Raw genomic sequence first — 24,869 nt, forward strand, 5'->3', positions numbered from 1 at the left:
AGATGGCTATTCGACCACGGTGGGATCGGTCGCGCTTGGTGCAGGTCGCCTTTGGCTGGTGTTTCTGTGCTCGATCGACTACAGCCCATAGCCAGCCGCTCGAACAAGCGGATTGCTGAGCCCGATCGAGATGAATCACGGCTTATCTGTGACGGCCAGACCAAGCGTTCCATCACTCATTGTGCGGATATGCAATGCATTGACATCAGCAAACACTCCGATGCCTTGGACCGACTCTACGGTTCCATGCATCGAGACGGATGGGCTGAGTGTTCGATTCAGTGTGGTGGCCAGTAGGCCTCGCACACGGTCCGTGGCCGCAGTCACTCCGAGAATGGATTCGCTGGCGATCAGATCTCGAAACGTCGAGAGGTCGAGCCAGGTGGCCGTCTTCTGTAAGATCGCTTCTGTCTCGATGTCATAGCGGAGGCCGCCGATAGAAACCGTCTGTGTGAGGGAGCTCATTTCTGGTTTTCCGACAAAATACACGTGACCGACTGCGTCTCCCGAAAAATCAACACGTACCACCACTTGGTTGCCGCCGTTGCCAAAGACTGCGGCATTAGTCACGACTATGAAATACCCTTTCGTGGAAACTCGTTTTCCTGTGAGCCGGTTCGTAAGACTCTTGGAGAGTGACGGATAGTCCAAGGGGATGTCGGTGATGACGTGGAATCCCGTTGGAGTGAGCCTGTTTGCAAGTTTTGTAGGCAGTGAGCCATAGAGTTGGGTGTCGGCGGTGCCGTGGAATCCGGTAGAAGTCGGCGGAGTATCAAGTGGTGGAAGGGCTGCACCTCCAGCTGGTGGTTCCTGGCCGAAGATGATGACCGGTTTTGCGGTAATGTGGATCGTGTCATCGACCACGGGGCCGGCTCCCGAAAAGCCACTGTGGCGGACTTTGTCGATATTGAACTGGAGCCAGGCATCCGGCTCCAACTTGATAGGGCTGCGCAATGTATTCCAGGCATCTTCCACCTGAGACTTCACCGTCAGTGTATTGATACGGGAGACCGTGCGGTTGAGTCCTCCTCGAACGAGGTCTGCCAGCCTCTGCCTGACTTCCTGCGCCACGTCAAGATCCGCAACTCGTATTTGGCAGGGATCACTGGGGCTCACGGCTACGCTGGCGACCGATGCAGACAACCCATACGTCGGAGTCAGCTCAGTCGCGATACTCCCGTGCACGGTGGCTCTTCGTGGCCAGTCATTGCCATCGCCACACTGAAGCGAAGGAGCTCCAATTTTATAGCGAAGGGCGGTGCCGATAAATATGTGGGAGCTGGACAGTTCGATCCCTTTCCACCAATCACGCAGAGCCAGGCCCGACTGTGAGCTGTTGCCTTGGTGGGCGCTGGAAGGGGCCAGCGCAAAATCGTCTCGCTCAGCATAGTATTTGTAGTCAGTGCCCTTGGGATGTCTGATGAAGCTCCCCCAATGGTCGAATTTCTTCGGGATTATGGTGTCATCGTTGGCAGCAACAAGAAACGGTGACAGATCGACATGGACCGGAACGCTGATACTGGATTCTTGGGCTGGCGAAGGTGGGTTTGGTATCGCGGGTAGGAGTTTCGGTGCAGGTGGATGAACAGTAGGATTATTCAGCGCGGTGCAGCTCGCCAGGGACAGCGCCAAGGGTATAACTATGAAAGATTTTCCGATCAATTTGGGAAACATTTGCTTTCCCCCTTTAGAGAGTCACAGGTCGTAAGGTTCGTGGATTCAAGCTGTCTTCAGCCTATGGAAGTGAGTCCCGGTGGCGAAGAAGCGGGGCTAGGATACCAGAAACACGCATGTGTTTGTCAGGCTTCAATTTAGGGAGCCGATAAGAGGTCTCGCAGCAGGTGGAGTGAGGATCGTAAAATAATTCGTAAGCCTATCTATATTGGGTAGTCGCTTGATTAAGAAAGAGAAGCAAGCGATCAGTGATGGTGCGCGAAGGTCTGGGCCTCGTGGTGTTGCTCTGCCAGCTTTCGGAGGTCGCAGTGTATGTCGTCGGGATCGCAGCACTCGGTTTCGAGTTGGATGGTCATATGTTTGATGCCGAACTCTGTGGTGATGCGGTGTTGAATCAGCTGGAGCAACTCCGGTGTCGTGTGATGCTGTACGATCATCACGTGACTGGTGAGCATGATCAGCCGAGGCTCGACCGCCCAGATGTGTAGGTCATGCACGTTCTTGACGCCGGGGATCGCCTCTATGGTTGCAGCCACATGAGATGTGCTGATGCCTGGTGGTGTCGATTCCAGCAAGACCTCCATCGATTCTTTAAAAATGGGCCAGGCTCCTCGGAGAATGACTCCGACGATCAGTAGGCTCACGAGAGGGTCCAGGACCGTTAATCCTGTCAGGAGTATCGCGCCACCACTCACAATCACCCCGAGTGAGACCCAGGCATCTCCTAACATGTGCCAGAACGCACTGCGAATATTGAGATCGTCTTTTGCTCCATGTTGGAGCAAGAGGGCAATCGCCAGATTGGCGACGAAACTGATTGCCGCAATGACCATCACCCATCCACCGTCGACTGGAATCGGTTGCAGGAGCCGCTTGATGCCAACGAGCGCAATACCACATGCGGTCAACAAGAGGATGAAACTGTTCAGGAAAGCGGCAATGATCCCGGCTCGGTGATAGCCGAAGGTTCGACTCTCTGATGCGGGCCGTGCCGTGAGGAGATGCGCATAGAGAGCAAGAAAGAGGGATCCCTGGTCGACGAGGTTGTGGCCGGCATCGCTCATGAGGCCAATGCTATTCAGTATCCAGCCACCGATGAATTCCGCGGCAATGATCACGGCATTGATGGCTAAGGCCAATTGGAGTCGAGACCGGAGATGTGAGTATGATGCGAGTGCCGTCATATGAGACAGTGTCGCATGAGCGACCTACCGCGGCAAGTCTCGCCCACATTCTTCATGAACGCTTCTACTGCAACTACCGACACGTCGCTGTGCCAATATCCATCGCGTGTTGTTTGCCATTCGATAACAGTCAGGGCCGTGAACCTGCCGAATGGTGAAGCGTCTTAAGCTGGAACGATATACGATTTAGGTGCGATGCCTCACGAAATATGCGATCCTGCAGATTGGTCCTACAACGGTGATCAGGACTCTGAGCTGGTTGATGAGACACGAGCCCTTATGAATAATATAGATAGGCTTGCCGGAGGATTGTGTGGAATGTCTGGCTACTGAATCGGTTGGGAGGAAAGACGTTCGCTCAGTACCGGATAGTTGACTTGATCCATCCCGGTGTTGCCGGTTGCAAGATCGGTTGCAATGACTCGCAAGATGATTCCCTCGGGGACTTCCTTCAATGACGGGACAAAGAACGGTGCTTCGAAGGTGCGACTCCCTTCATCATAAAACATCTGTAGTCGCTCGATGACCAGAGCACCGATCAAGACTTCACCATAAATGCGGACCTTCCGTGAGTCCCAGTCACCATGTGGACGAACCAGCGAACCGGATAGCGTTCTGACTGAGGCGCGAAGTTTCACATCGTCCTTCGCAATCAAGGCTTCACGAGGCTTGGGCCGCTCGATCTGGACTAAGTATCCATAGAGGTGCAATACGATGCCGTCCTCTGTTAGATCCTGTCCTGGAATCAGGAGAAGGGTCTTACTCGTCTTCTGAATTGAAGCAGGGAAGGACAAAGGTCCTTCAGCTGAGATTTCCACCGGCGTTGGTTTCTGAAGTTGTAACGTCGCAGTGAATGCGGCGGAAGGACGCGTGCTATAGATCGGTTCTTCCATCATGTGGGGCGTGCGCATGATTTGATTTTGATCGCCTGCTTCGCCCTGTTGGAAGCCGGTTGCCAGAATCTGGCCGGTGGCTATATCGGTGATCGTGACTCGAGCCCCACCAACTTCGCGACCTAACACCATGGCTCCATGTGCAACCACCCGGACGAGCACAGTCGTCGGGTAAGGGCCATTGAGCGGAATGTTGGGAGGGGTTTGGCTATGGGCTGAAATGGAGAGGCAAAAAGACAGGATGAGAAAGGTGATGAGCCTCACTGGGACGAAGGGGAATCTTGTCATTTCACCTTCGTGCCAGGATCCACTTCTTCTTGGATGGTGAGCAGCCCACGCACGTCCGTATCTCCCGCGGCCAGTACCATCCCTTGAGATTCAATACCCATTAGTTTAGCCGGTTTCAAGTTGGCCACGATGACGATCGTTTTCCCAACGAGTGCGTCCGGATCATACTTCTTGCCGATGCCGGCCACAATCTGACGCTGTTCGGTGCCTAGAGACACTTGCAACTTGATCAGCTTCTCTGATTTCGGCACCCGCTCAGCGGACAGGATCTTCGCCGCTTTAAGCTGAACTTTCATGAAGTCGTCGATACTTATCTGAAGCGGTGAGACCGGTGCGGGCGCTGCTGCTGGAGTTGCCTGGGCTGTCGGTGTCGAGGTCTGGGTGGCTGCGGCAGGAGTTGGTTCCGGGGTTGCTAGTGTGTCGCTCACTGGTTTAGCTCCTTGTTTCGATGACTCTTTCTTCTCTATCTTGGCGTTTTCTTTTAAGTCTATGCCAACGGTATCTGATGCGGCGATTTCAATGCGCGGGAATAGCGGGGTGCCCTTGGCAATCGGGAGATCGGCCACGGGGCTGTCCCACTCATAGGCGGAGGCCGGAAGGGTTTTGGAAAAGTCGACGCGGTAGCCGAGTTGCCGGGCCAGCTGTTCCATCGTTTGCGGCATAAAAGGATGGAGCGAGACGGCCAGCAGGCGCAGGGCTTGGGCGGAGTGATTGAGGACCGTCTTCAACTTCGGTGCGTCTCCCGGATTCTTGGCCAGCTTCCAGGGTGCGGCCTTGTCGATGTATTCGTCGCAGAGGCTGACGAGTTCACCGATCGCTTGCAAATTGTCGCGGAAGGCCAGCGCGTTGAAGCCATGTTCCAATGTCGCCGGCAATTGTGTGGCGGCTCGAGCAATCTTCTCTTCAAGCTCTGGTAGCGCAGGCGGTCCGCTTGCCGGAATTGTTCTGTCGGTGAAACGCTCGATCATTGTAAGGGTGCGGCTGAGTAGATTGCCGATGCCGTTGGCCAAGTCGCCGTTGATGCTGGTGACCATTGCGGCCTGCGAGAAATCTCCATCCTGTCCGAAGGGTACTTCTCTTAATAAAAAATAGCGAAACGCATCGACACCGAACTCATCGGCCATCTTGTTGGGATCGACGACATTGCCACGACTCTTGGACATCTTTTCACCGTCGACGGTCCACCAGCCATGGGCGAAGATGGTTTCGGGCAATGGCAGATTCAGCGCCATCAGCATGGTGGACCAATAGACGGCATGGGTGGTGAGAATGTCTTTCCCAACGAGATGGACATTCGCCGGCCAAAAGTCATGGCCAACTGATTTCTCACGAGGCAGATATTCCAATGCAGAAACGTAATTGACCAGCGCGTCGAACCAGACGTAGGTGACATAGTCCGTATCGAAGGGGAGTTCGATGCCCCAGGAAAGTCTGGATTTTGGTCTGGAGATCGACAGGTCGCTTAGTTTCTGGGTTTGCAAGAATCCCAGGACTTCATTCCGCCGTGACTCCGGGCGAATGAACCGATCGTGTTTCTTGATATGGTCGATGAGTTGGTCCTGGTATTGCCCCATTTTGAAAAAATAATTATGCTCGCTGAGCTTCTCGACAGGGCGCTTGCAGTCCGGACAAACGCTGTCGGCCACGTCTTTTTCTGTCCAGAACCGCTCATCGAACGTGCAATACCAGCCAGAGTAGTCGGCTTTATAAATCAGTTGCTTATCGAACAGCTCTTGAAGGTATCGCTGGACGACGTTCTTATGCTGAGCGTCGGTCGTTCTGATAAACGCATCGTTGGAGATGTTTAGCTTCCTCCAGAGGTTCTCGAATTGTGGTGCCAATTTGTCGCAGTGCATTTGCGGGTCAATGCCGGCTTTGGCAGCGGCCTGTTGCACTTTTTGGCCATGTTCATCGAGACCGGTGAGAAAGAAGACCTCGCGTCCACGCAGTCGCCAGTAGCGCGCCAGGACGTCAGCTGCAACGGTGGTATAGGCGTGTCCGATATGCGGGACATCATTGACGTAGTAAATCGGGGTGGTGATGTAGAATGTGCCGCTTGTCGACATACGCAAGGCAAGATATCAGGTTGGCGGCGCGTTTGGCTAGGTCGTGGCTCCGACCGGGACAATCCCGAGTGCCTCACGGAGGCGGAGAAACGTTGTCTCGATCGCCATTTGTACGTTCAAGTGTCGGGTGGCTTGCTGCGCGTGTTTTTCAATGTCGTTCAAGAGGGTCAGGAGAAGGTCAATGTCTGCTCGGCCGGCGAATCGTTTCAAGTGGGGCACTTGATCGAGATGAAGGATCTGGTCGCGATCTCCATCCACGAGGACAATCACAAGGTCACGGATCCATCGCGTCAGCCAGCTCAAGGTCTCCGCTCCCCGGTCTGATTTGGCCAAGGTTTCAGACGCCGATAGGATGGTGGTGCTGGAGGTCAATGATTCGGGTTTCACCAATGTCAGGCACTCCTGTTGACGTGCGCGAACCTCTGCCACGTTCATGGTGAGTGCCTCTCCGATGCGGCTGTCGGTCAGCAGCGCCAGAAATCGAGCGTCATCGGGTGGAAGCTCTCGCTTGAGAATCAGTGCGGCTTCCACTTGTGTTCGAGCCGGGGAGGTAAAGCGAAGGGCTTGGCAACGTGACCGAATCGTGATGGGGAGTGCGTGGAGCCGACTGGTGACTAAGATAAACAGACTATGACCCGGAGGCTCCTCCAATGTCTTGAGTAGGGCATTGGCTGCGCCGATGGTCATTCGATCCGCATCATCAATCAGGCAGATCTTTTGCTCGCCGATAAGAGGCCGATAAACAAACTGCTGTTCGAGTTCTCGGATCTGCTCAATCTTGATTTGGGGTGTCGCCGCTTCCGCATCGGGCTCGATGACAAAATAATCGGGATGCGTCTGAGCCGCGACCTGCAAGCAAGAGCGGCATTGGCCGCAACTATCCGGGGACTCAGTGAGCACTGGGCGGTCACAATTCAAGACCTGCGCCAGCCTCACGGCGGTCATGCGCTTGCCAATGTGGGCATCGCCGTGGAAGAGATAGGCGTGAGCGAGTCTCTTATTGGCCAGACTAGCCTGGAGGAGAGAAATGGACTGCTCGTGGCCTGTAATCTCAGTAAACGGCATAGGCTATCGCTGTCGCAGCTGTTGTATGCGGTGTGCTGTGAGCCAACGGGTAATGACTTCCAGCACGTTCTGTTGGACGGACTCTAGAGGAAGAGAGGCGTCAAAGACAACCATGCGCCGGGGTTCTTGCCGGGCGAGGGTCCGAAATCCAGCTCGTACCTTCTCGTGAAACTGGGTTGCTTCTCGATCAAGACGGTTCTGGGAGGAGCGTTGGCTTCGCCGTCGCGTCAGTCCGATACGAACCGGCACGTCAAAGAGCAGCGTCAAATGTGGAACAAGTTTTCCGGTTGCCCACTTGTTCATCGTGCGCAAGATCCGGAGGTCCAATCCCCGTCCATAGCCTTGATAGGCCATTGTCGAGTCTGAGAAACGGTCGCATACGACGATCATTCCCTGTTGGAGGGCCGGCTTGATCACATGATCGACATGTTGGCGCCTGGCCGCAAGGATAAGCCACACCTCGGTTTCTGGAGCAATGGTTTCCGAGGAATGGTCGAGGAGGAGGCTGCGTAGTTGTTCGGCGAGAAGTGTCCCTCCTGGCTCTCGAGTGTGGAGGACGTGCCGGCCCTGTGCTGTCAGCCAGTCACAAAGTCTGCGGGCCTGCGTGGTTTTTCCGCTTCCTTCGCCGCCTTCCAGCGTGATGAAGAGACCGGATGATTTTTGTGTGGCAGGACTCATCGACTCTTTTCTTCGCACGCGTTTTTAAGAGCGGATCCTATGTCAGGTTGCGGGGAATAGCAAGGTGGACCTATTCAGGGATCCTTCTCGTTTGTGAGCATAACCCATTGAAATTAACAAGAAAACGCTTGCGACGTTTGTTCGGTACTCTGTAAGATGAATCACGGATCGTTCTCCCATTGAGGATGGGCTGATTTTCTCATGCTGAAGACTGCTCTGCGGCGATATTTTCTGACAGGACTGCTGTTGGTCACCCCTATTTGGGGCACGATTCTCGTTCTGAAAACTCTGTTCGTGGCACTGGACGGTATCTTGGGCGATGCGATGGCTGAGCTGGTGCCTGATCACTATATTCCCGGGCTTGGCATCGTGACGTTGGTCTTGCTGATTTTCTTGGTTGGGTTGTTTGCCGCCAACTTCATCGGACGCCAGATCGTCAGTCACTGGGAGGATTGGCTTAATCGGTTGCCTCTGGTCCGAGGAATTTATTCGACCTTGAAATCCATGATGGATATCCTCTCCTTTTCGGAGCGAGGGTCGTATCGGCGTGTGGTCTTGATCCAGTTTCCCAAGAATGGTCATTATTGTTTTGCCTTCGTGACGGGCATGACGAAAGGTGAGACGACGACTTTGGGAGAAGATACGCTGATCCATGTGTATGTGCCGACTTCCCCCAATCCCACGTCGGGCTATTTTCTGCTCGTCCCTGAGCGGGAGGTCACGTCGGTTGAGATCAGTATCGAAGAGGCGATGAAGCTGATTGTATCAGGGGGGCTGTATACGCCGACCGGCGCTATGGCCTCAGCATTAGCCGAGGCGAAGTGGAGTCAGATTAAACAGCCGGATGCTAGTGTGCCGATCGGATAAATCGGGCTCTCCCATGGTTCGTTTGAGAAACGCTCATCATCAGGAGAATTCCGCGTATGACGTCAATGGTTGATCAACGAGCAACAGGCGCGCCTATTCCCGGCCTCGGAGTGATCGTGATGGCGGCCGGGTTGGGCAAGCGAATGAAGTCCAACCATGTCAAAGTGTTGCATCAGGTCGCGGGGAAGCCGATGGTGCAGTACGCGGTCGACGTGGCGCTTCGCGTGGCAGGTCACCGTATTGCGGTCGTTGTTGGGCATCAAGCGGAGAAGGTTCGGCATGTCATTGAAGCGGGGATTACCGGCACGCCGGGAGCGCAGGCGGTGTGTATCGTCGAACAGGCTCAACAGCTAGGGACCGGTCATGCGGTCATGCAAAGCCGTTCCGTGTTTTCTCATGATGATGAGGTATGTCCGGCACAGTATCTTATTCTGAACGGCGATACGCCCTTGCTGAAGGAATCCACCGTGCGTGAACTTTTGATTGCTCATCAACGAGAGGGGGCGACCGTCACCATTCTGACGGCGATTCTGGATGATCCCGGCGGCTATGGGCGGGTGATTCGTCGTGACGCGAGCCATGAGGGGCATGCGCATTCGTCATCGGACGTGCTGAAGATTGTCGAAGATCGAGATGCCACGTCGGCCGAGCGGGCGAGTAAGGAAATCAATGTGGGCACCTACGTGGTGTCCGGAGCGTTTCTTTTTGAGGCGCTGGATAAGCTGGAGCCCGACAATGCGCAGGGTGAATACTACCTGACCGATATCGTGCGGATGGCGGTTGCGCAAGGCCGGCGCGTGGCTGCCGTGACGCTTCAGAATCCCGATGAAGGGTTAGGAGTCAACACCAGGCAGCAGCTGGCAGCAGCAGAACTGGTCGTCCGGCAACAGATTCGGGAACGCTGGCTTGATGCGGGCGTGACGATGCGAGACCCAGGCTCAGTGTGGATCGATGCAGGCGTGACGATCGGCAAAGATACGGTCCTGTATCCTCATGTCGTCCTTGAGGGGAACACGGTGATCGGTGAGGAGACCTCGATCCGTTCTGGGGTTCGGATCACCGATTGCGTGATTGGTAATCATGTTGAGGTGTTGGATTCCTGTGTGCTCGGCCAATCATGTATCGAGGACGACGCGCATGTGGGGCCGTTCGTCCATCTTCGTCCCGGTGTCGTGGTGAGGCGGCGAGCGAAGGTCGGAAATTTTGTCGAAATGAAGAAGACTGAGTTGGGCGAGGGGTCCAAGGCCAATCATCTCAGTTATTTGGGGGATGCCACGATTGCTGAGGGAGTGAATATCGGCGCCGGTACGATTACCTGTAACTATGACGGCCTGAAGAAGCATCACACGGTGATCGGGAAGAATGTGTTTCTAGGGAGTGATACCCAGCTTGTTGCGCCGGTCGTGATCGGGGATAGAGCCGTGATTGCTGCAGGGACAACCGTGACGCAGAACGTACCTGGCGATTCGTTAGCGATTTCCAGAGTTCCTCAGGTCAATCGGATTGGATGGGTGGCTAAACGACGGGCTTTGGTGGAAAGGGCTGCACCCAGCGTCGCTTCAGGTAAGACCGCGGTGAAGGGCCCAACCGTAAAAAGACAGAAGGCTTCGGCGAAGTCGAAGAAAAAGCTTGGGCGGTCATCAAGGGGCTGATCGCGGAACGATAACATCGCGTGTATTGTCTGCCAACCAATAAGGCGGGGTATTGCCATGTGTGGAATTATTGGATATGTCGGCAACCAGGAAGCTGTGCCGATTCTTATTGGAGGATTGTCCAAGTTAGAGTATCGCGGCTACGATTCATCAGGGGTGGCTGTCTTACAGGGAGAGAAGATCGCCGTCAAGCGGAGTGTGGGTAAGCTGGTGAATCTCCAGAATGCGCTCAAGGCGAATGGGCTTAATGGCACGGTCGGAATCGGCCATACTCGGTGGGCGACGCATGGCAAGCCCTCAGAGCAGAATGCTCACCCACATCGATCGAAGGGTTGCGTGTTGGTGCACAATGGGATCATCGAAAATTATCAGCAGTTGAAACAACAGCTCGAGAAAGAAGGCTATAAGTTTGTTTCTGAGACCGACACGGAGGTCGTCGCTCATTTGATTGATAAGTATCTTCAACAGAGAAATAAGCTAGCCGATGCTGTGCGGTTGGCGACGAAAGATGTGAAAGGTAGTTACGCGCTGGCGGTGATGTCGGAGCGGGAGCCGGGAACCTTGATTGCTGCGCGGTCGGGCTGTCCGCTGGTCGTCGGTCGGACAGCGCATGCATCCTATATCGCCTCCGATGTCATGGCCATGATGGCGCATACGCGGGAAGTGACCTATCTCGAAGAGGGGGACGTGGCCGTCGTTACCCAGGACGATGTGCAACTGACCGATTCCGATGGTCGGGCTGTCTCACGAAAGGCGTCGAAGATCACATGGGATGCATCCGCGGCGGAGAAGAGTGGCTACCCGCACTTCATGCTGAAAGAGATTCATGAACAGCCGCAGACTATTCTGGATACCATGCGAGGGCGGTATTCCTATGAGACGGGAGAAGCGGATCTCCCGGACATCGGGCTGACACCGAAAGAATTCGCGTCTTTGGAACGGATCTGGATCGTGGCTTGTGGAACGTCCTGGCATGCCGGCCAGGTCGGGAAATATCTTTTTGAGGAGATGGTCCGGACGCCGGTTCAGGTGGATATTGGCAGCGAGTTTCGCTATCGTGACCCGCTTGTCGGTAAGAAGGATTTGTTTATTACGATCTCCCAATCCGGTGAGACGGCTGATACGCTTGCCGCTGCACGAGAGGCCAAGGCCAAGGGCGCGCGAGTCGTCTCCATTGTGAACGTGGTCGGGAGCACGTTGGCTCGTGAGTCAGATGGAGTCTTGTATACCCATTGCGGGCCGGAGATCGGTGTGGCATCGACGAAAGCGTTCACGGCGCAGCTGACCGCGCTCTATCTCCTGGCCTTGCATTTCGCGCGAGTTCGTAATGTGATGAAGGTAGCAGATGGTCAAGCCTGGCTTGATCGGCTCGTGCGGTTGCCGGTCCTGGTTGAGAGTGTTCTACAGCGGGAAGCCGAAATCGTTGCGATCGCCAAGCGCTACTACAAGAAACGGAATTTTCTGTTCTTGGGGCGCGGCATCAACTATCCGATCGCGCTGGAGGGCGCACTGAAGCTCAAAGAAATTTCCTATATCCATGCCGAAGGGTATGCGGCCGGCGAGATGAAACATGGGCCGATTGCGTTGATCGATAAGGATATGCCGGTTGTGGTGTTGGCGCCTCGAGATCGACTATACGACAAGACGGTCAGTAATCTCATGGAGGTCAAGGCGCGACATGCCCCCGTGATTGCCTTCGTGGCTGAAGGAGAGCGAGAACTCGGTAAGATCGCGGATGCAGTATTTACAGTACCGGATACTCATTCGCTCATCTCGCCGATGCTCTTCACGATTCCGCTTCAACTGCTGGCCTATCATATCGCGGTATTGCGGGGGGCGGATGTGGATCAGCCAAGGAACCTCGCGAAAAGTGTGACGGTGGAATGAGGTGTGAAGGCAGGTTCCTCTGCTCGCTCCACGCGCGGCCTCAGAAGCCCCTCGTTGAATGCGCGCAATAAGGGACCCTACCTTCACGCCTCATAGGGAAAGGGAAAGTAGAGTGGAGATCACACAGCAGGATGTCGAGAAAGTAGCGCAATTGGCGCGATTGGCGCTGACGGCTTCGGAAAAGGAGACCTTTGCGAAGCAGTTGAGCCAGATTCTTTCGCACGTTGATCAGCTCAATCAGTACGACACAACAGGCATTGAGCCGACCGCCACGGTGATGGGGCAAGTCAATGTCTTTCGGGCGGATAGTGTGCGCCCCTCTCTTCCGGTGGAGAAAGCGTTGGCCAACGCACCGGAACGTGAATCGGATGGGTTTGTAGTCCCCAAAATCATAGAGGAGCGTTAACCGTCAATGACCGTCTCATCCGTATCTGTTCTGGATGAGATATGACAATCGACGGAAGGCGAGGCAATACATGTTTCGACAAATGTTACGTTCAAAGATTCATCGCGCAACTGTGACAGGAGCTCACCTTGAGTACGAAGGAAGTCTGACGATTGATCAAGACTTGATGGAGGCTGCCGGCATTCTCCCCTATGAAGCCATTGTCTGCTCGAATCTGAATAACGGCGAGCGATTCATGACCTATGCCATCAATGGGGCTCGAGGAAAGGGAGAGATTATTTTGAACGGTCCTACAGCCAGGAAAGCAGCAGTCGGGGACCAGATCATCATCTTTTGTTATGAGTATTATGGTGAAGAAGAAATCAAGAAGCACGCGCCCAAGATCGTGCGCGTGAATGAGAAGAATCGAATTGTGGCAGTGAGCTAGCCGGCCCACCGGACGCTGACGGAGGCGGGTATCGGTTTGTTGTTCACGCGTGTATCGATAATAGGAATGTCATGTCTCTCCACAAGCTAGGTCTCCTCGAACTTCATAAGAAATTTACGGCAGGGGAAGTGACTGCGACAGAGATCGTGCATGCCTATTTTCTCCGGATCAGTCAGGTGGAACCGAAGGTGAAGGCCTTTGTCACTCAGACAAAAGACTCGGCCTATCAGCAGGCGGAGGATTTGGATCAGAAACTCAAAGTGTGGAGAAAGACTCATGCGCTGACCGGAATGCCGCTTGCGGTCAAAGATAATATCTGTACGGATGGTGTGCCTACGACCTGCAGTTCTCAGATGTTGCGATATTTTGTCCCGCCATACGATGCCACGGTCGTCTCAAGGCTGCGCTCGCAGGAGTATATCTTGGTGGGCAAGACCAATCTGGATGAATTCGCGATGGGGTCATCGACAGAGAACTCCGCATTTGGCCCCAGCAGAAATCCTTGGAATCTTCACTGTGTGCCGGGTGGATCGAGTGGAGGATCGGCAGCGGCGGTGGCCGCGGAGGAATGTGCAGCGGCACTTGGGTCCGACACCGGGGGATCGATCAGGCAGCCGGCTGCTTTCTGTGGTGTGGTGGGAGTGAAGCCTACCTATGGACGCGTGTCGCGGTACGGGCTCATAGCATTTGCCTCATCGCTTGATCAGATCGGACCAATCACACGTAATGTGCTCGATGCAGCGTTTCTTCTGCAAGCCATTGCCGGCCACGATCCGATGGATTCCACATCGGTTGATCGTCCTGTGCCGGACTACTTGAAAGCGTTACAGAAGCGTGATCTCAAAAAGGTGAGGGTTGGCGTACCGGTGGAGTTTTTCACCGAGGGACTTGATCCGGAGGTGGAACAGGCGGTTCGAGCTGCGCTCGGGGAGCTGAGGCAGCTTGGTGCGGAGGTCAAGGAGGTCCGTCTACCACGGACCGATGCTGCAGTGGCGGTCTATTACGTAATCGCGACAGCAGAGGCCAGCTCAAATCTTGCCCGCTTCGACGGCGTGAAATTTGGGTTCCGCGCCAAGGAAACGAAAGACCTGCTTGAACTGTATATGAAAACGCGACAGGAAGGGTTCGGGCCGGAAGTCAAACGTCGAATTATGCTCGGCACCTATGTTCTCAGCGCAGGGTACTATGATGCCTACTATGGGAAGGCGCAGGCCGTGCGCACGTTGGTCTGTCAGGACTTCGACGCCGCATTCAAAGAGGTGGACCTCATTGTCACCCCGGCGACGCCCACACCGGCCTTCAAGCTAGGGGAGAAATGTGAAGATCCCTTGCAGATGTATCTGTCGGATATTTTCACGATCTCGGTGAATCTGGCAGGGCTTCCGGCGATCGCGCTGCCCTGTGGGTTCAGCAAGGCAGGGCTTCCGATCGGGCTCCAACTGATCGGGCGGGCCTTTGAAGAAGACCTAATGCTTCGCGCTGCACATGCCTATGAGCAATCCACAGCATGGCACGGACAGAGACCGTCCATACGGTAAGGTCGAGGCAGGCCAGGGCGTAAGAGAGAGGAAAGAGCCGAGCATGGACGAGATCACCGGTCAGGAAGGCAGGAAGTCATGACGATTGTCGAGATCGCGGCACTCATTGTAGCGGTCGTGTTTGCCGTGCTGGTTGGATATCTCGTGCCTGTCTTGATGCAAGTTCGAAAGACTGTTGCTGAGTCTGAACGGCTGCTGGCCAAGATGAATACGGAGCTGCCGGCCTTGGTGGTTGAATTACGTGCGGTGAGCCAGAACCTCAATGAAGTGACGAGCCAGGCACGCGAGGGTGTCGAGCATGCGGCTGTCTTATTGCACGCTGTGGGCGAGGTCGGTGAATCGGTGCGGCAAGTACACAATGTCGTGTGTGGGTCAGGCGGAACGCTCTTGAGTAATGTGGCGAGTATGGTTGCTGGTGTGAAGGCCGCGACCCACGTGGTGCGGGAACGCATGAAGCATGAGGGAGGGGCACACAATGGCGGATGAACGAGGAGCTTCGACAGCGGTGTTGCTAGCGTTTCTCAGCGGTGCGGCTATGGGTGCGGTGATGGGGTTGTTACTGGCGCCGCAAACGGGCAGTGAGTCCCGTGACCGGCTGCGAGGGTATGCTCGTCGTGCCGAAACCGATTTGCGAGATCTCGCAGGGCGAGCCGGTGAGGCATTTGAAGAAGCCGTTGATCAAGGCAGGGAGTTCGTCGAGTCGAAACGGTCGGTTCTGCGGGAGGCCTTCGATGCCGGGCGTGAGGCGATGAAGCGTGAACGAGGACACATCCAAGATGAGGGGGCGGAACGCGGATGATTTTTGAGGCAGTGATTGGGGTGGAGGTCCATGCACAACTGCGGACCAACTCCAAAATGTTTTGCGGGTGCGGCACGACCTTTGGTCTCTCCGCCAACAGCCAGACTTGCCCGGTCTGTCTTGGTCTGCCAGGAAGTTTACCTGTGATCAATCGAACGGCGATCGAAATGGCGGTTCGTGCCGGATTGGCGTTGAACTGTATGATCACGGCGAACAATCGATTCGCGAGAAAGAACTATTTTTATCCGGACCTACCCAAGGGGTACCAGATTTCCCAATACGAGGACCCAATCTGCCAGCATGGATGGATTGAGATCGCTGTGGGTACCACCGCGAAGCGAGTCCGGATCCGTCGGGCGCATCTGGAAGAGGACGCTGGGAAGAACGTACACGGAACTGGGACGGCCGGAAGTCGCGTGGATTTGAATCGTGCAGGCACGCCGCTCTTGGAAATCGTGACGGAACCGGATATGAGTTCGGCCGATGAGGTCGTGGCCTACTTGAAGGGGCTACGTGATGTGCTCATGTATCTCGACGTGTGCGATGGGAACATGGAGGAGGGGAGCTTTCGATGTGAGCCGAATTTGTCGCTGCGCCCAGTGGGCCAGAAAGCCTTTGGGACGAAAGTCGAGCTCAAGAACATCAATTCCTTTAAGTATGTCAAGGACGCGGTCGAGTATGAGATCAAACGGCAGACCAAGGTCTTGAATGAGGGCGGCAAGATTTATCAGGAGACCAGGCTTTGGAACATTGATCGGGGTGAAACGGCTGTGATGCGTTCGAAAGAAGAGGCCCATGACTATCGATACTTCCCTGATCCGGATTTGGTACCACTACAGTTAAACGAGGACTGGATCGAAGGATTTCGATCGTCCTTGCCGGAATTGCCGGCTGTGCGTGCCCGTCGATTGATCACCGAGTATGGCCTTCCAGAGTACGATGCGGGTGTGATCACGACATCGAAAGGCATGGCGGACTATTTTGAGACCTGCCTGAAGCAGTTCAATGAGCCCAAAACGGTGAGCAATTGGGTGATGGGGGAGTTGACACGGGAATTGAATAATTCCGGGACCGACATCACTGCGTCGCCTGTTTCGCCTGAGCGGCTTGTTGATCTGTTGGTGATGGTGGATAAAGGGGTGATCAGCTTAAAAGTCGCTCGTGACATCTTTCCCGATCTCTATCGTAGTGACAAGACTCCCCACCAGATTGTGCAGGAGAAGGGGCTGACCCAAGTCTCAGACGAAGGGGCACTGGAGAAAATGATTGACGAAGTTCTTAGTAAAAATCCAACTCAGGTGACGCAGTTTAGAGAAGGCAAACAACAGGTCTTAGGATTCCTTGTTGGTCAGGTGATGAAGGTCAGTGGGGGAAAGGCGAATCCCGGCAAGGTGAACGAGTTATTGAAGAAGAAACTGATTGTCTAACTGGAGAGAGGGCAAGCGGTATGAGCGACATTAGAGAAATCAGGGGCAGGCAGATTATCGATTCACGTGGCAATCCGACGATTGAGGCAGAAGTTACGCTCGAAAGCGGAGCGGTCGGGCGTGCGGCCGTTCCTTCCGGCGCTTCGACGGGCGAAAAAGAGGCGATCGAGCTGAGAGATGGAGACAAAAAGCGGTGGATGGGGAAAGGTGTCTCCAAAGCGGTTGCGAACATTAGTAAGGTCATTGCCCCAGAACTGTTGGGGAAGGATGCGTTCGATCAAGCCGGGATTGATCGAGCTATGATTGCGTTGGATGGGACGAAGACAAAAGGCAAGCTGGGCGCAAATGCGATTTTAGGCGTGTCCTTAGCCGTGGCGAAAGCGTCGGCGATTGAAACCGGGCAACCTCTCTACCGGTATTTAGGTGGGACGAATGCGCGGGTGCTTCCAGTCCCGCTTATGAACATCATCAACGGGGGCGCCCATGCCGACAATCGGCTGGACCTTCAAGAGTTCATGATCATGCCGGTGGGGGCCAGCCGATTCAGCGACGCGCTTCGCATGGCCACAGAGGTCTTTCATTCGCTGAAAGCCCTCTTGAAGAAGAAGGGGCTCAATACGGCAGTCGGAGATGAGGGAGGATTTGCTCCCGATCTGCAATCGAACGAGGAAGCGCTGAGTCTTATCTCTGAGGCGATCGAAACGGCCGGCTATCAGGTCGGGCGGGATATCGCTCTGGCTTTAGACTGTGCCGCCAGTGAACTCTACGAAAAGGGACGGTACGTTCTCGAAGCAGAAAAGAATCCGGAGCGTTCATCGGAAGACATGGTGAGCTACTATGGCAAGCTTCTGGATCGCTATCCTATTCTCTCCATTGAAGACGGGCTGAGTGAACTGGACTGGAAGGGTTGGAAAATGCTCACCGAGAAGCTCGGGAAGCGAGTCCAACTCGTCGGTGACGATATCTTTGTGACGAATGTCGAGATCTTTTCGAAGGGCATTAAGGAGGGGATCGGAAATTCGATTCTGATTAAGCTCAATCAGATTGGAACCTTGACGGAGACGTTGGATGCCATTGAACTCGCGAAGCGATCTGGCTATACGGCCATCATTTCGCACCGCTCCGGGGAAACAGAGGACACGACGATTGCGGACGTGGCTGTTGCGACGAACAGCGGGCTGATCAAGACCGGGTCCCTTTCTCGCACGGATCGTGTAGCAAAATACAATCAGCTTCTTCGAATCGAAGAAGCGTTGGGAGCCGCGGCAGTTTACCGTGGCCGAGAAGCCGTGCCCGTGCGGAGCTAACCTGTTTTTTCGCCATGGTCTGGATTAATTGATGCATATGGTGATTAAGCAAAATCGTGGTCGGGAGTGGCTGGAATGGCAGCGACGTCTGTTCACCATTGCTCAGGTGGGCGGAGTGATCGGGGTTGTTTGGTTGGGAGTCGCACTCTTCTATGGAGAGATGGGGCTCTCACGGTATTTCGCCATGCGGGATTATGCCAAGAACTTGGAGCAAGAGTTGTCGGTATTACGTCATGAAAATGTCACCTTGCAGCACGATATTCAGCGCCTCCAGCATGATCCAACCAAGATCGAACAATTAGCCCGTGAGCAGTTAGGCTATGTGCGGAAAGGTGAGACGGTGTACCAATTCATCCCGGGTTCGGAGAAACAACAGGAGCCTTCCGCGAAGCCATGAAGTTCGGAACGGTCGCCATTATCGGACGGTCCAACGTAGGCAAGTCAACTCTATTGAATCGCTTGCTCGGCGAGAAAATTTCGATTGTCTCGAGCAAGCCGCAAACGACCAGGACTCGAGTGATGGGTATTGTGCATGCGGAAGGGGCGCAAATCGCCTTTCTCGACACACCGGGACTTCATAAGCCGGACCATTTATTGAATCGGCGGATGGTCCGTGCGGCGGTGGAAACGCTGGAAGACGCAGATGTGTTGTATATGCTTATGGAGGCGACGAGCCGTCCAGGTCCCGGAGATTTGTCAGCCATCAAATATATGAAAGAAGCTCTGGCAAAGCAGCCGAGGCCGGTGATCTTAGTCATGACGAAAATCGATCTGGTCAACAAGCATAAGATGCTTCCCGTTCTTGATCAGTATGCCCAGTTGTTTGCATGGACGGAAGTGGTCCCGGTGTCCGCTCAGGTCAACGACAATGTAGAGCGATTGCTTGCGGTGACGGTTCCATACCTTCCGTCAGGGGAAGGGCTGTATGGCGAAGATGTGGTGACAGATCAGACGATGAGGACGTTGGCGGCCGAAATGATTCGAGAGAAGGTCATTCAGGCGACAGAGGATGAAGTCCCATATGCGACGGCGGTAGAGATCGATGAGTTTGTTGAGGAGGGAAGGCTCGCGAAGATTCGGGCGTCAATTATGGTTGAACGAGAGACACAGAAAGGTATTCTGATCGGGAAGCAAGGGGAACGGTTGAAATCAATCGGGACCCAAGCCCGATTGGACATGGAGAAGGTTTTTGGGATGAAAGTGTTTCTTGAGCTGTGGGTGAAGGTCAGAAAAGACTGGCGCGAGGATGAACAGGCTCTTGTGCAGTTGGGCTACTGACCGTTGGTGGACGCTTGATGGTAACGGTTCCCCGGACACATGCATAACCGAAGGCGGCTGGTATCTCCAGGCCGAAGCAGTTCAAATAGGCTTTCCCGATAAGACCGTATGTAACGAAGACGAAGTATCTGCTCTGTGCCGTCCCGTGAGCCGTTGACCTGCTCCGGTCGGCGCCACCGGGCAAGTCTCAAGATCCCGCACAACGATCATGCAGCCAACCGACCGACCAACGGAACCACGCTTTCCGGAACAACGTTCTCGTCCAGCGGATCGTGATATTTTGCGCGAAGTCCTTCGTGATCAGACCGAGCGGGGGCAGACCAAGTCGGACATTGTCATTCAATCGGTTCAGAAGTTGCTGCGTCGGGGGGCGATCGCGAACTTGTCAAAAATGTTGGGGCGTATGCACCCGGCGGATATTGCCAAAGCCGTGACGCATCTCTCCTCTCCGAAGGAGAAACGGGAAATTTTCGAGTTGGTTCGCGGGGGGAAGCGCGGGCAGGTGCTCAGCGAGCTGGACGGGGAGAGCATCCAACAGGTACTCGCGGATCTGCTTCATTCCGATATTGCCTGGCTCTTGAAGGAACTTGGTCCTGACGACGTTGCCCATATTCTCGGGTTTCTCCCGGAGGAACGCAGTAAGGAAGTGTTGGCCCTGATGAAGACAGAGGATTCGACCGAGGTGGCCGACATTCTCCGATACCCCAAAGATACAGCTGGCGCCATCATGACCACGGAATTCTTTTCCCTGCCTGAGGATGCCACGGCCCAGGAAGCCATACGCCGGTTGCAACAGGCAACTGACGCGGAAATGGTGTTTTATATCTATGTGACGGACAAGGATGATCGACTAGTCGGTGTTCTTTCGCTTCGGCAGCTTCTCACGGTGCCTCCCACCACTCCGCTGAAGAACATCATGACGCGGGAGGCTATGAGCGTCAGCATTGATATGGATCAGGAAGAGGTGGCGAGGCAGGTGGCCAATTATAACTTGTTGGCGATTCCGGTCGTGGAGCGAGACGGGAAGCTTGTCGGGATTATCACGGTTGATGACGTGGTCGATGTCATCCGTGAAGAAGCGACAGAGGATATGTTGAAGATGGCCGGCGCCATTGAAGAAGATACGACTTCAAAGTCATCGAGCATCGCGTCAGCCAGGCTCCGATTGCCGTGGCTATTTACTAACCTTGTGGGGAGCCTGCTGTCCGGCGCAATCCTTTGGTATTTCCGTTATACCGTTCAAGAAGTTGTGGCTATTGTGAGTTTTATTCCCGTCATTGCGGCGATGGGTGGTAATGTCGGCTTGCAATCATCAACATTGATTATTCGTGGATTGGCCACCGGTTCCGTTGAGCTTAGCCATGTCTGGCCGGTGTTTTTTCGTGAGGCGAAGGTCGGGCTAGTCATGGGGCTGGCGTGCGGAGTGACGTTAACGCTGGTTGCGTGGGTCTTGCATCAAGGGTTTCTGGGGATGGTCGTGGGCGTTTCTCTGATCATCGCCTTTTTTGTCTCGACCAGTATGGCGACGATTATGCCGATTATCCTGAAGCGCATGGGGGTAGATCCTGCCGTCGCGGCCGGCCCCTTTGTGACGACGGCGAATGATATCACGGGGATTTCGATCTATTTGACGTTGGCCACGCTATTCTTGGAGTATCTCCGATGACACAATTCAGCAGGTCGTCAGGATATGGTTGTGTCAGGGGTGAAAGGGATATGTGCCGCTCATAAAGGCGACGGCGATCGTTTTACGGAGTCGTAAGTGGGGAGATGCCGATCGAATCGTCACATTTTACTCGAAGGAGAAGGGCAAGATCGGAGGTGTGGCTCGTGGTGCGCGTCGACCCAAAAGCCGTTTTGGTGCTGCACTCGAGCCGTTCAGTCTGTGCCGGTTGAACCTTTTTGAAAAGGCCGGTGATTCACTCTTGCGGGTTTCGCAAGTTGATCTTGTCAGGTCTTCCCAGAAGTTGCGGGAATCTCTCAGTCTGATAGATTCGGCGGCACGGATGGTCAACGTGGTGGCCGCGATCACTCCGGATGGCGATCCGGATTCGCTCTTGTTTGATACGCTCGAGCAGGGGCTTGCCTCGCTTCACGAGAGTGAAGACCCAGCTTTTACGGCTCTCCTTTTCCAAATTAGGTTGCTGGGTGTCACAGGATTTCGCCCACAGACCGACCATTGTGCCGCATGTGGGAAAGCACATTTTGCAGGTGAACCTCAGTTTTCTCCGCTTGCAGGGGGGCTTGTGTGTTTATCATGCGCAGCGCACCAGCGAGTTCGTTGTATCGCGCTCTCGCGCGGCAGCCTTTCATTTCTCCAACAGGCGATTCGTCTTGATCCTGCCGTTGTCACACGGTTGCGAGCCAGTGGACAGGTGCGAGGCGAAGTGGAGGCGGCGATCGAAGGGTATGTGACGGTTGTGGCTGGTAAACGGCTCCCATCAGCGAACTTTCTCTCGGTTGCCGTGTCGGCCTAAGCGCGTTCAGAGGGAGGAGTGGGTATGACAACCGCTACAGTAGAGCCTCGGGATATGGAGTGGCTTGAGAAGGGTGTATTGGGAATTCAATGGAGTGACGGCCATCAGGCGGTCTATCCGGTCCGTTCTCTTCGGCAGCATTGTCCCTGCGCGGCTTGTGTCGATGAATGGACGGGGGAGCGCCGTCTTCAGGCTGACGATATCCCGTTGTTGATCATGCTGCAGGATATTCAGCCGGTTGGGCGCTATGCGCTTCAGTTCAAGTGGAGCGATGGCCATGATACGGGAATATATTCCTACACCTTGCTCAGGGCATTGTGTCAGTGTGATGCCTGTCAACCGGTTAAGCCGATCGAAGTCAAGTCCAGGCGGCTTCTGTGAGGGGAGATGGTGACATGGTGCATAGCATTAGCGCTCCGAAGAAAACCATACTGAGCGTGTTCACGGTCGTAGGATTTGTGCTCTTGCTCGGGTGCAAAAGTATGCCGACACTGGAACAGCAAGAGCAGCTGGTTCAAGGAGAAAATCTTGTACTAGATCAAATCACCAGCAGGGCCGTTGTAAATGTATGGGGGGGACCTCCTTTCTACCATAGCGAGTTCGCCTACTTTTTTGTGATGCCAGATTTGAGTATGATTCCTCGATCCCGAGTAGCTATGGGTGAGGTGCCGAAAGGATGGAGCGGTGGGGTTCATGCAGGTGAAAGTGTCTACTTTGCCTACCCCGATCGAGGCTGGTTGCTGGTCTTTTTTGATGAGCGCCTTGTTTACAGAGAAAAGCTCCAACCCGATGAGTTACGGACATTGACAAAAGGTTGGGCCTATGAGGCTCGATTCAAGACCGGGATTGATGAATCTTCCCGCCCATAGGTTGTCCCTGATTATCCCATATGGCGTTGAAAACATTAGATAGCTTGCACATCGTGATGGCCTCCTCAGAGGCGGTTCCTTATGCCAAAACGGGCGGACTTGCCGATGTGGTGGGCGCGTTGTCCATGGCCCTCGCAAAGTCAGGGTATCAGGTCACCGTATTATTGCCGGGTTATCGGACTGAATTAGCTCAGAAGGCTCGTCGGATCGCCATGCAATTCTCGGTGCCTGTGGGGGAGAGGCCGATGGATGTTTCTATCGAGGAGGAATATCTGACGGTGACCGGCGCATTACATCACGTGAGAGTGTTGTTCGTGTGCCATGACCCGTACTTCAACCGTCCGGGACTCTATCAGCAAGATCATCATGACTATCCGGATAATCTTGACCGATTCACCTTGTTCTGTCGTGCAGTCATTCAAGCGATGCATATCTTAGTGGACGTACAGCGGGAAAAGATTGATATCCTGCACCTTCATGATTGGCAGACCGCACTGTGCGCTGTCTATCTCAAGGCTCTAGCACATGAACACAACAGTCTTCAGTCGATCAAGACGTTGTTGACTGTCCATAATCTCGGCTATCAGGGGATCTTCTCAGGTCAGGAGTTCATGAAAACCGGCCTTCCTTCATCGTTGTTCTCACTGAGTGGCCTTGAGTTCTATGGAGCAGTCAATTGTTTGAAGGGGGGCATCATCTTCTCCGACGCTGTTTCCACTGTAAGTCCCACCTATGCAAGGGAGATCTTAACGGCAGAATATGGGTGTGGTCTTGAAGGTGTGTTGGCAAGCCGTAGGGATGGTGTAACCGGTGTTACCAACGGAATTGATGAGGCTGTGTGGGATCCTGCGCACGATGCCTATCTACAGGCGAAGTACCACGCCAATGACCTATCGGGAAAACGGACGTGCAAGCGAGCGTTACAGCAAGAGCTAGGATTGCCGATTCTTGATGTGCCGCTGTTGGCTGTCATTGGTCGGTTGACGTTCCAGAAGGGATTTGATCTGTTGCTTGAGATTCTTCCGGAGCTGATGGCGCTCGATCTCCAGTTGGTTGTATTGGGTACTGGCGACACTCACTTGGAGCAAGGGTTCATTGCAGCGAAGGAGAAGTATGCTCGCAGAATCGGTCTCCATCTTGGTTTTGACGAGGGGCTAGCCCATCGTATCGAGGCGGGTTCAGACATGCTGATCATGCCATCTCGTTACGAGCCCTGTGGACTAAGCCAGCTCTATAGCCTGCGATATGGGACGGTCCCGATCGTGCGGCGTACAGGGGGACTGGCTGATACAGTTGTTCCATTTCGTCCGTCAACAATCAAATCCAAAATCGCAACAGGGTTTCATTTTATTGATCCCTCTCCCGACGCCTTGCTCTCCGCAATTCTGCTCGCGCTTCATGCGTATGAGGAGCAAGAGGTGTGGCGATCAGTGGTGACTGCGGGAATGAAAGCAGACCTCTCGTGGGATCAATCAGCAAGGGTCTACGCCGATTTATATCGTCAGTTGCGGGATGGGAGGCGAAGCGAATCGGCTAACGTGTATTGAATGAGATGGTGAGCCCTTGTTCAATCTTTGCCAGCAAGGTTTTTGCCTTCACAGCGTAGTAGGAGTGTTGCCCTTCATGAAGTCTGATGATCGAAACAAAAAGATCCCGTGCAACTTCAAGGTATCCCTGGTTAAACGCAAGCTCGCCAGTATGGAGGGCACAGGCTGAAGTCATCGCTTTAACGTCCACTGCCACCCGGTTGGTCGGGGTTGAAACTAGATGAGCAATTCGGTTTGGTAGTGGCAAAATGAACCCACTTTTCTCATGACCAAGAAGACTCGCTGCTCGGAGTTGGTCCAAGTTTGCTGTCGCTTTAGACAAATCTGATGTCGATTTGCAATCGCCGTACGCGTTCCATAATGAGGCGAAACCACTGTCTCTCACCTCGCTAGTGTGGGAGGAAGGCGTAGTTGTACATCCAGAGAAGAGGGAAGCTACGCCAAACAATCCGAACACCACAACTGCCAGAGTCCTGTTAGAGCCAGATCGCATTGAACCATCACCTCCGATAGGATTTGATCAGTTTTAATGCAAATGAT

24 protein-coding genes are annotated in these 24,869 nt (G+C 54.3%); 17 read left to right on the forward strand and 7 right to left on the reverse strand.

The annotated features are described in order from the left end of the window. Positions 1-135: 135 nt before the first annotated feature. The 6 genes from ACMTNU_RS09130 to tmk form a co-directional block, all read right to left on the reverse strand. Positions 136-1,674: a DUF4403 family protein gene (locus ACMTNU_RS09130; RefSeq protein WP_413934930.1), complete on the reverse strand. Its 1,539-nt coding sequence runs from the start codon at positions 1,672-1,674 to the stop codon at positions 136-138. Between the two features lie 245 nt (positions 1,675-1,919). Next, positions 1,920-2,858 (reverse strand): cation diffusion facilitator family transporter, encoded by a 939-nt coding sequence (locus ACMTNU_RS09135; protein ID WP_413934931.1) that lies wholly within the window; start codon positions 2,856-2,858, stop codon positions 1,920-1,922. Positions 2,859-3,184: 326 nt separating this feature from the next. Further along, positions 3,185-4,039, reverse strand: coding sequence for a hypothetical protein (locus ACMTNU_RS09140; protein ID WP_413934932.1), 855 nt, complete (start codon positions 4,037-4,039; stop codon positions 3,185-3,187). Continuing rightward, positions 4,036-6,105, reverse strand: coding sequence for a methionine--tRNA ligase (gene metG / locus ACMTNU_RS09145; protein ID WP_413934985.1), 2,070 nt, complete (start codon positions 6,103-6,105; stop codon positions 4,036-4,038). Before metG ends, ACMTNU_RS09140 begins: the two co-directional genes overlap by 4 nt. A gap of 36 nt (positions 6,106-6,141) precedes the next feature. Next, positions 6,142-7,170, reverse strand: coding sequence for a DNA polymerase III subunit delta' (gene holB, locus ACMTNU_RS09150; RefSeq protein WP_413934933.1), 1,029 nt, complete (start codon positions 7,168-7,170; stop codon positions 6,142-6,144). A 3-nt stretch (positions 7,171-7,173) separates the two neighbouring features. Further along, positions 7,174-7,848 carry a dTMP kinase gene (gene tmk / locus ACMTNU_RS09155; protein ID WP_413934934.1) on the reverse strand — a complete coding sequence of 225 codons (675 nt, stop codon included), beginning with the start codon at positions 7,846-7,848 and terminating at the stop codon, positions 7,174-7,176. Positions 7,849-8,049: 201 nt separating this feature from the next. Here tmk and ACMTNU_RS09160 point away from each other — a divergent pair, with 201 nt between their 5' ends. The 17 genes from ACMTNU_RS09160 (at position 8,050) to glgA (ending at position 24,329) form a co-directional block, all read left to right on the forward strand. Then, the gene (locus ACMTNU_RS09160) at positions 8,050-8,715 is read left to right on the forward strand and encodes a DUF502 domain-containing protein (protein ID WP_413934935.1); all 666 of its coding nucleotides are present in this window, start codon (positions 8,050-8,052) and stop codon (positions 8,713-8,715) included. 56 nt (positions 8,716-8,771) lie between these two features. Continuing rightward, complete coding sequence (gene glmU, locus ACMTNU_RS09165) at positions 8,772-10,367, forward strand: bifunctional UDP-N-acetylglucosamine diphosphorylase/glucosamine-1-phosphate N-acetyltransferase GlmU (RefSeq protein WP_413934936.1); 1,596 nt, start codon at positions 8,772-8,774, stop codon at positions 10,365-10,367. A 57-nt stretch (positions 10,368-10,424) separates the two neighbouring features. Continuing rightward, positions 10,425-12,254, forward strand: coding sequence for a glutamine--fructose-6-phosphate transaminase (isomerizing) (glmS, locus tag ACMTNU_RS09170; RefSeq protein WP_413934937.1), 1,830 nt, complete (start codon positions 10,425-10,427; stop codon positions 12,252-12,254). A 112-nt stretch (positions 12,255-12,366) separates the two neighbouring features. Next, on the forward strand, positions 12,367-12,660 hold the full coding sequence (gatC, locus tag ACMTNU_RS09175) for an Asp-tRNA(Asn)/Glu-tRNA(Gln) amidotransferase subunit GatC (RefSeq protein ID WP_413934938.1): 294 nt from the start codon (positions 12,367-12,369) through the stop codon (positions 12,658-12,660). Between the two features lie 70 nt (positions 12,661-12,730). Further along, positions 12,731-13,087, forward strand: coding sequence for an aspartate 1-decarboxylase (gene panD / locus ACMTNU_RS09180; protein WP_413934939.1), 357 nt, complete (start codon positions 12,731-12,733; stop codon positions 13,085-13,087). Positions 13,088-13,158: 71 nt separating this feature from the next. Continuing rightward, positions 13,159-14,625 (forward strand): Asp-tRNA(Asn)/Glu-tRNA(Gln) amidotransferase subunit GatA, encoded by a 1,467-nt coding sequence (gatA, locus tag ACMTNU_RS09185; RefSeq protein WP_413934940.1) that lies wholly within the window; start codon positions 13,159-13,161, stop codon positions 14,623-14,625. Between the two features lie 78 nt (positions 14,626-14,703). Then, on the forward strand, positions 14,704-15,111 hold the full coding sequence (locus ACMTNU_RS09190; protein WP_413934941.1) for a DUF948 domain-containing protein: 408 nt from the start codon (positions 14,704-14,706) through the stop codon (positions 15,109-15,111). Further along, positions 15,101-15,424, forward strand: a complete 324-nt coding sequence (locus ACMTNU_RS09195) for a YtxH domain-containing protein (RefSeq protein WP_413934942.1) — start codon at positions 15,101-15,103, stop codon at positions 15,422-15,424. The genes ACMTNU_RS09190 and ACMTNU_RS09195 overlap by 11 nt, the downstream gene beginning before the upstream one ends. Then, positions 15,421-16,851, forward strand: coding sequence for an Asp-tRNA(Asn)/Glu-tRNA(Gln) amidotransferase subunit GatB (gene gatB / locus ACMTNU_RS09200; RefSeq protein ID WP_413934943.1), 1,431 nt, complete (start codon positions 15,421-15,423; stop codon positions 16,849-16,851). Before ACMTNU_RS09195 ends, gatB begins: the two co-directional genes overlap by 4 nt. A gap of 20 nt (positions 16,852-16,871) precedes the next feature. After that, positions 16,872-18,158, forward strand: coding sequence for a phosphopyruvate hydratase (eno, locus tag ACMTNU_RS09205; protein ID WP_413934944.1), 1,287 nt, complete (start codon positions 16,872-16,874; stop codon positions 18,156-18,158). A gap of 31 nt (positions 18,159-18,189) precedes the next feature. Then, complete coding sequence (locus ACMTNU_RS09210) at positions 18,190-18,555, forward strand: FtsB family cell division protein (RefSeq protein ID WP_413934945.1); 366 nt, start codon at positions 18,190-18,192, stop codon at positions 18,553-18,555. Continuing rightward, positions 18,552-19,436: a GTPase Era gene (gene era, locus ACMTNU_RS09215; RefSeq protein WP_413934946.1), complete on the forward strand. Its 885-nt coding sequence runs from the start codon at positions 18,552-18,554 to the stop codon at positions 19,434-19,436. Before ACMTNU_RS09210 ends, era begins: the two co-directional genes overlap by 4 nt. 208 nt (positions 19,437-19,644) lie before the next feature. Then, positions 19,645-21,102 carry a magnesium transporter gene (gene mgtE / locus ACMTNU_RS09220; RefSeq protein ID WP_413934947.1) on the forward strand — a complete coding sequence of 486 codons (1,458 nt, stop codon included), beginning with the start codon at positions 19,645-19,647 and terminating at the stop codon, positions 21,100-21,102. Positions 21,103-21,154: 52 nt separating this feature from the next. Next, entirely contained in the window at positions 21,155-21,913 is a 759-nt protein-coding gene (recO, locus tag ACMTNU_RS09225) for a DNA repair protein RecO (RefSeq protein ID WP_413934948.1), read from the forward strand. Positions 21,914-21,937: 24 nt separating this feature from the next. Continuing rightward, positions 21,938-22,294, forward strand: a complete 357-nt coding sequence (locus ACMTNU_RS09230) for a gamma-butyrobetaine hydroxylase-like domain-containing protein (RefSeq protein WP_413934949.1) — start codon at positions 21,938-21,940, stop codon at positions 22,292-22,294. A gap of 14 nt (positions 22,295-22,308) precedes the next feature. Further along, positions 22,309-22,782 carry a hypothetical protein gene (locus ACMTNU_RS09235; RefSeq protein ID WP_413934950.1) on the forward strand — a complete coding sequence of 158 codons (474 nt, stop codon included), beginning with the start codon at positions 22,309-22,311 and terminating at the stop codon, positions 22,780-22,782. Between the two features lie 20 nt (positions 22,783-22,802). Beyond that, entirely contained in the window at positions 22,803-24,329 is a 1,527-nt protein-coding gene (gene glgA, locus ACMTNU_RS09240; protein WP_413934951.1) for a glycogen synthase GlgA, read from the forward strand. Here the strand turns inward: glgA and ACMTNU_RS09245 are convergent. Beyond that, positions 24,316-24,504 carry a hypothetical protein gene (locus tag ACMTNU_RS09245; protein ID WP_413934952.1) on the reverse strand — a complete coding sequence of 63 codons (189 nt, stop codon included), beginning with the start codon at positions 24,502-24,504 and terminating at the stop codon, positions 24,316-24,318. The two genes, glgA and ACMTNU_RS09245, sit on opposite strands and share 14 nt — an antisense overlap. Between the last annotated feature and the right edge of the window lie 365 nt (positions 24,505-24,869).

The organism is Nitrospira sp. BLG_1 (assembly GCF_047338595.1).
Lineage (GTDB): Bacteria > Nitrospirota > Nitrospiria > Nitrospirales > Nitrospiraceae > Nitrospira_D.

Bases quoted from the DNA above. Each gene is read 5' to 3' on its own strand.
- glmS (WP_413934937.1), top strand. From the start codon at position 10,425: ATGTGTGGAATTATTGGATATGTCGGCAACCAGGAAGCTGTGCCGATT.
- mgtE (WP_413934947.1), top strand. From the start codon at position 19,645: ATGCAGCCAACCGACCGACCAACGGAACCACGCTTTCCGGAACAACGT.
- era (WP_413934946.1), top strand. From the start codon at position 18,552: ATGAAGTTCGGAACGGTCGCCATTATCGGACGGTCCAACGTAGGCAAG.
- ACMTNU_RS09190 (WP_413934941.1), top strand. From the start codon at position 14,704: ATGACGATTGTCGAGATCGCGGCACTCATTGTAGCGGTCGTGTTTGCC.
- ACMTNU_RS09235 (WP_413934950.1), top strand. From the start codon at position 22,309: ATGGTGCATAGCATTAGCGCTCCGAAGAAAACCATACTGAGCGTGTTC.
- metG (WP_413934985.1), bottom strand. From the start codon at position 6,105: ATGTCGACAAGCGGCACATTCTACATCACCACCCCGATTTACTACGTC.
- holB (WP_413934933.1), bottom strand. From the start codon at position 7,170: ATGCCGTTTACTGAGATTACAGGCCACGAGCAGTCCATTTCTCTCCTC.
- eno (WP_413934944.1), top strand. From the start codon at position 16,872: ATGAGCGACATTAGAGAAATCAGGGGCAGGCAGATTATCGATTCACGT.
- tmk (WP_413934934.1), bottom strand. From the start codon at position 7,848: ATGAGTCCTGCCACACAAAAATCATCCGGTCTCTTCATCACGCTGGAA.
- glmU (WP_413934936.1), top strand. From the start codon at position 8,772: ATGACGTCAATGGTTGATCAACGAGCAACAGGCGCGCCTATTCCCGGC.
- glgA (WP_413934951.1), top strand. From the start codon at position 22,803: ATGGCGTTGAAAACATTAGATAGCTTGCACATCGTGATGGCCTCCTCA.
- ACMTNU_RS09130 (WP_413934930.1), bottom strand. From the start codon at position 1,674: ATGTTTCCCAAATTGATCGGAAAATCTTTCATAGTTATACCCTTGGCG.
- panD (WP_413934939.1), top strand. From the start codon at position 12,731: ATGTTTCGACAAATGTTACGTTCAAAGATTCATCGCGCAACTGTGACA.
- ACMTNU_RS09210 (WP_413934945.1), top strand. From the start codon at position 18,190: ATGCATATGGTGATTAAGCAAAATCGTGGTCGGGAGTGGCTGGAATGG.
- ACMTNU_RS09195 (WP_413934942.1), top strand. From the start codon at position 15,101: ATGGCGGATGAACGAGGAGCTTCGACAGCGGTGTTGCTAGCGTTTCTC.
- ACMTNU_RS09245 (WP_413934952.1), bottom strand. From the start codon at position 24,504: ATGACTTCAGCCTGTGCCCTCCATACTGGCGAGCTTGCGTTTAACCAG.
- ACMTNU_RS09135 (WP_413934931.1), bottom strand. From the start codon at position 2,858: ATGACGGCACTCGCATCATACTCACATCTCCGGTCTCGACTCCAATTG.
- gatB (WP_413934943.1), top strand. From the start codon at position 15,421: ATGATTTTTGAGGCAGTGATTGGGGTGGAGGTCCATGCACAACTGCGG.
- ACMTNU_RS09230 (WP_413934949.1), top strand. From the start codon at position 21,938: ATGACAACCGCTACAGTAGAGCCTCGGGATATGGAGTGGCTTGAGAAG.
- ACMTNU_RS09140 (WP_413934932.1), bottom strand. From the start codon at position 4,039: ATGACAAGATTCCCCTTCGTCCCAGTGAGGCTCATCACCTTTCTCATC.
- gatA (WP_413934940.1), top strand. From the start codon at position 13,159: ATGTCTCTCCACAAGCTAGGTCTCCTCGAACTTCATAAGAAATTTACG.
- ACMTNU_RS09160 (WP_413934935.1), top strand. From the start codon at position 8,050: ATGCTGAAGACTGCTCTGCGGCGATATTTTCTGACAGGACTGCTGTTG.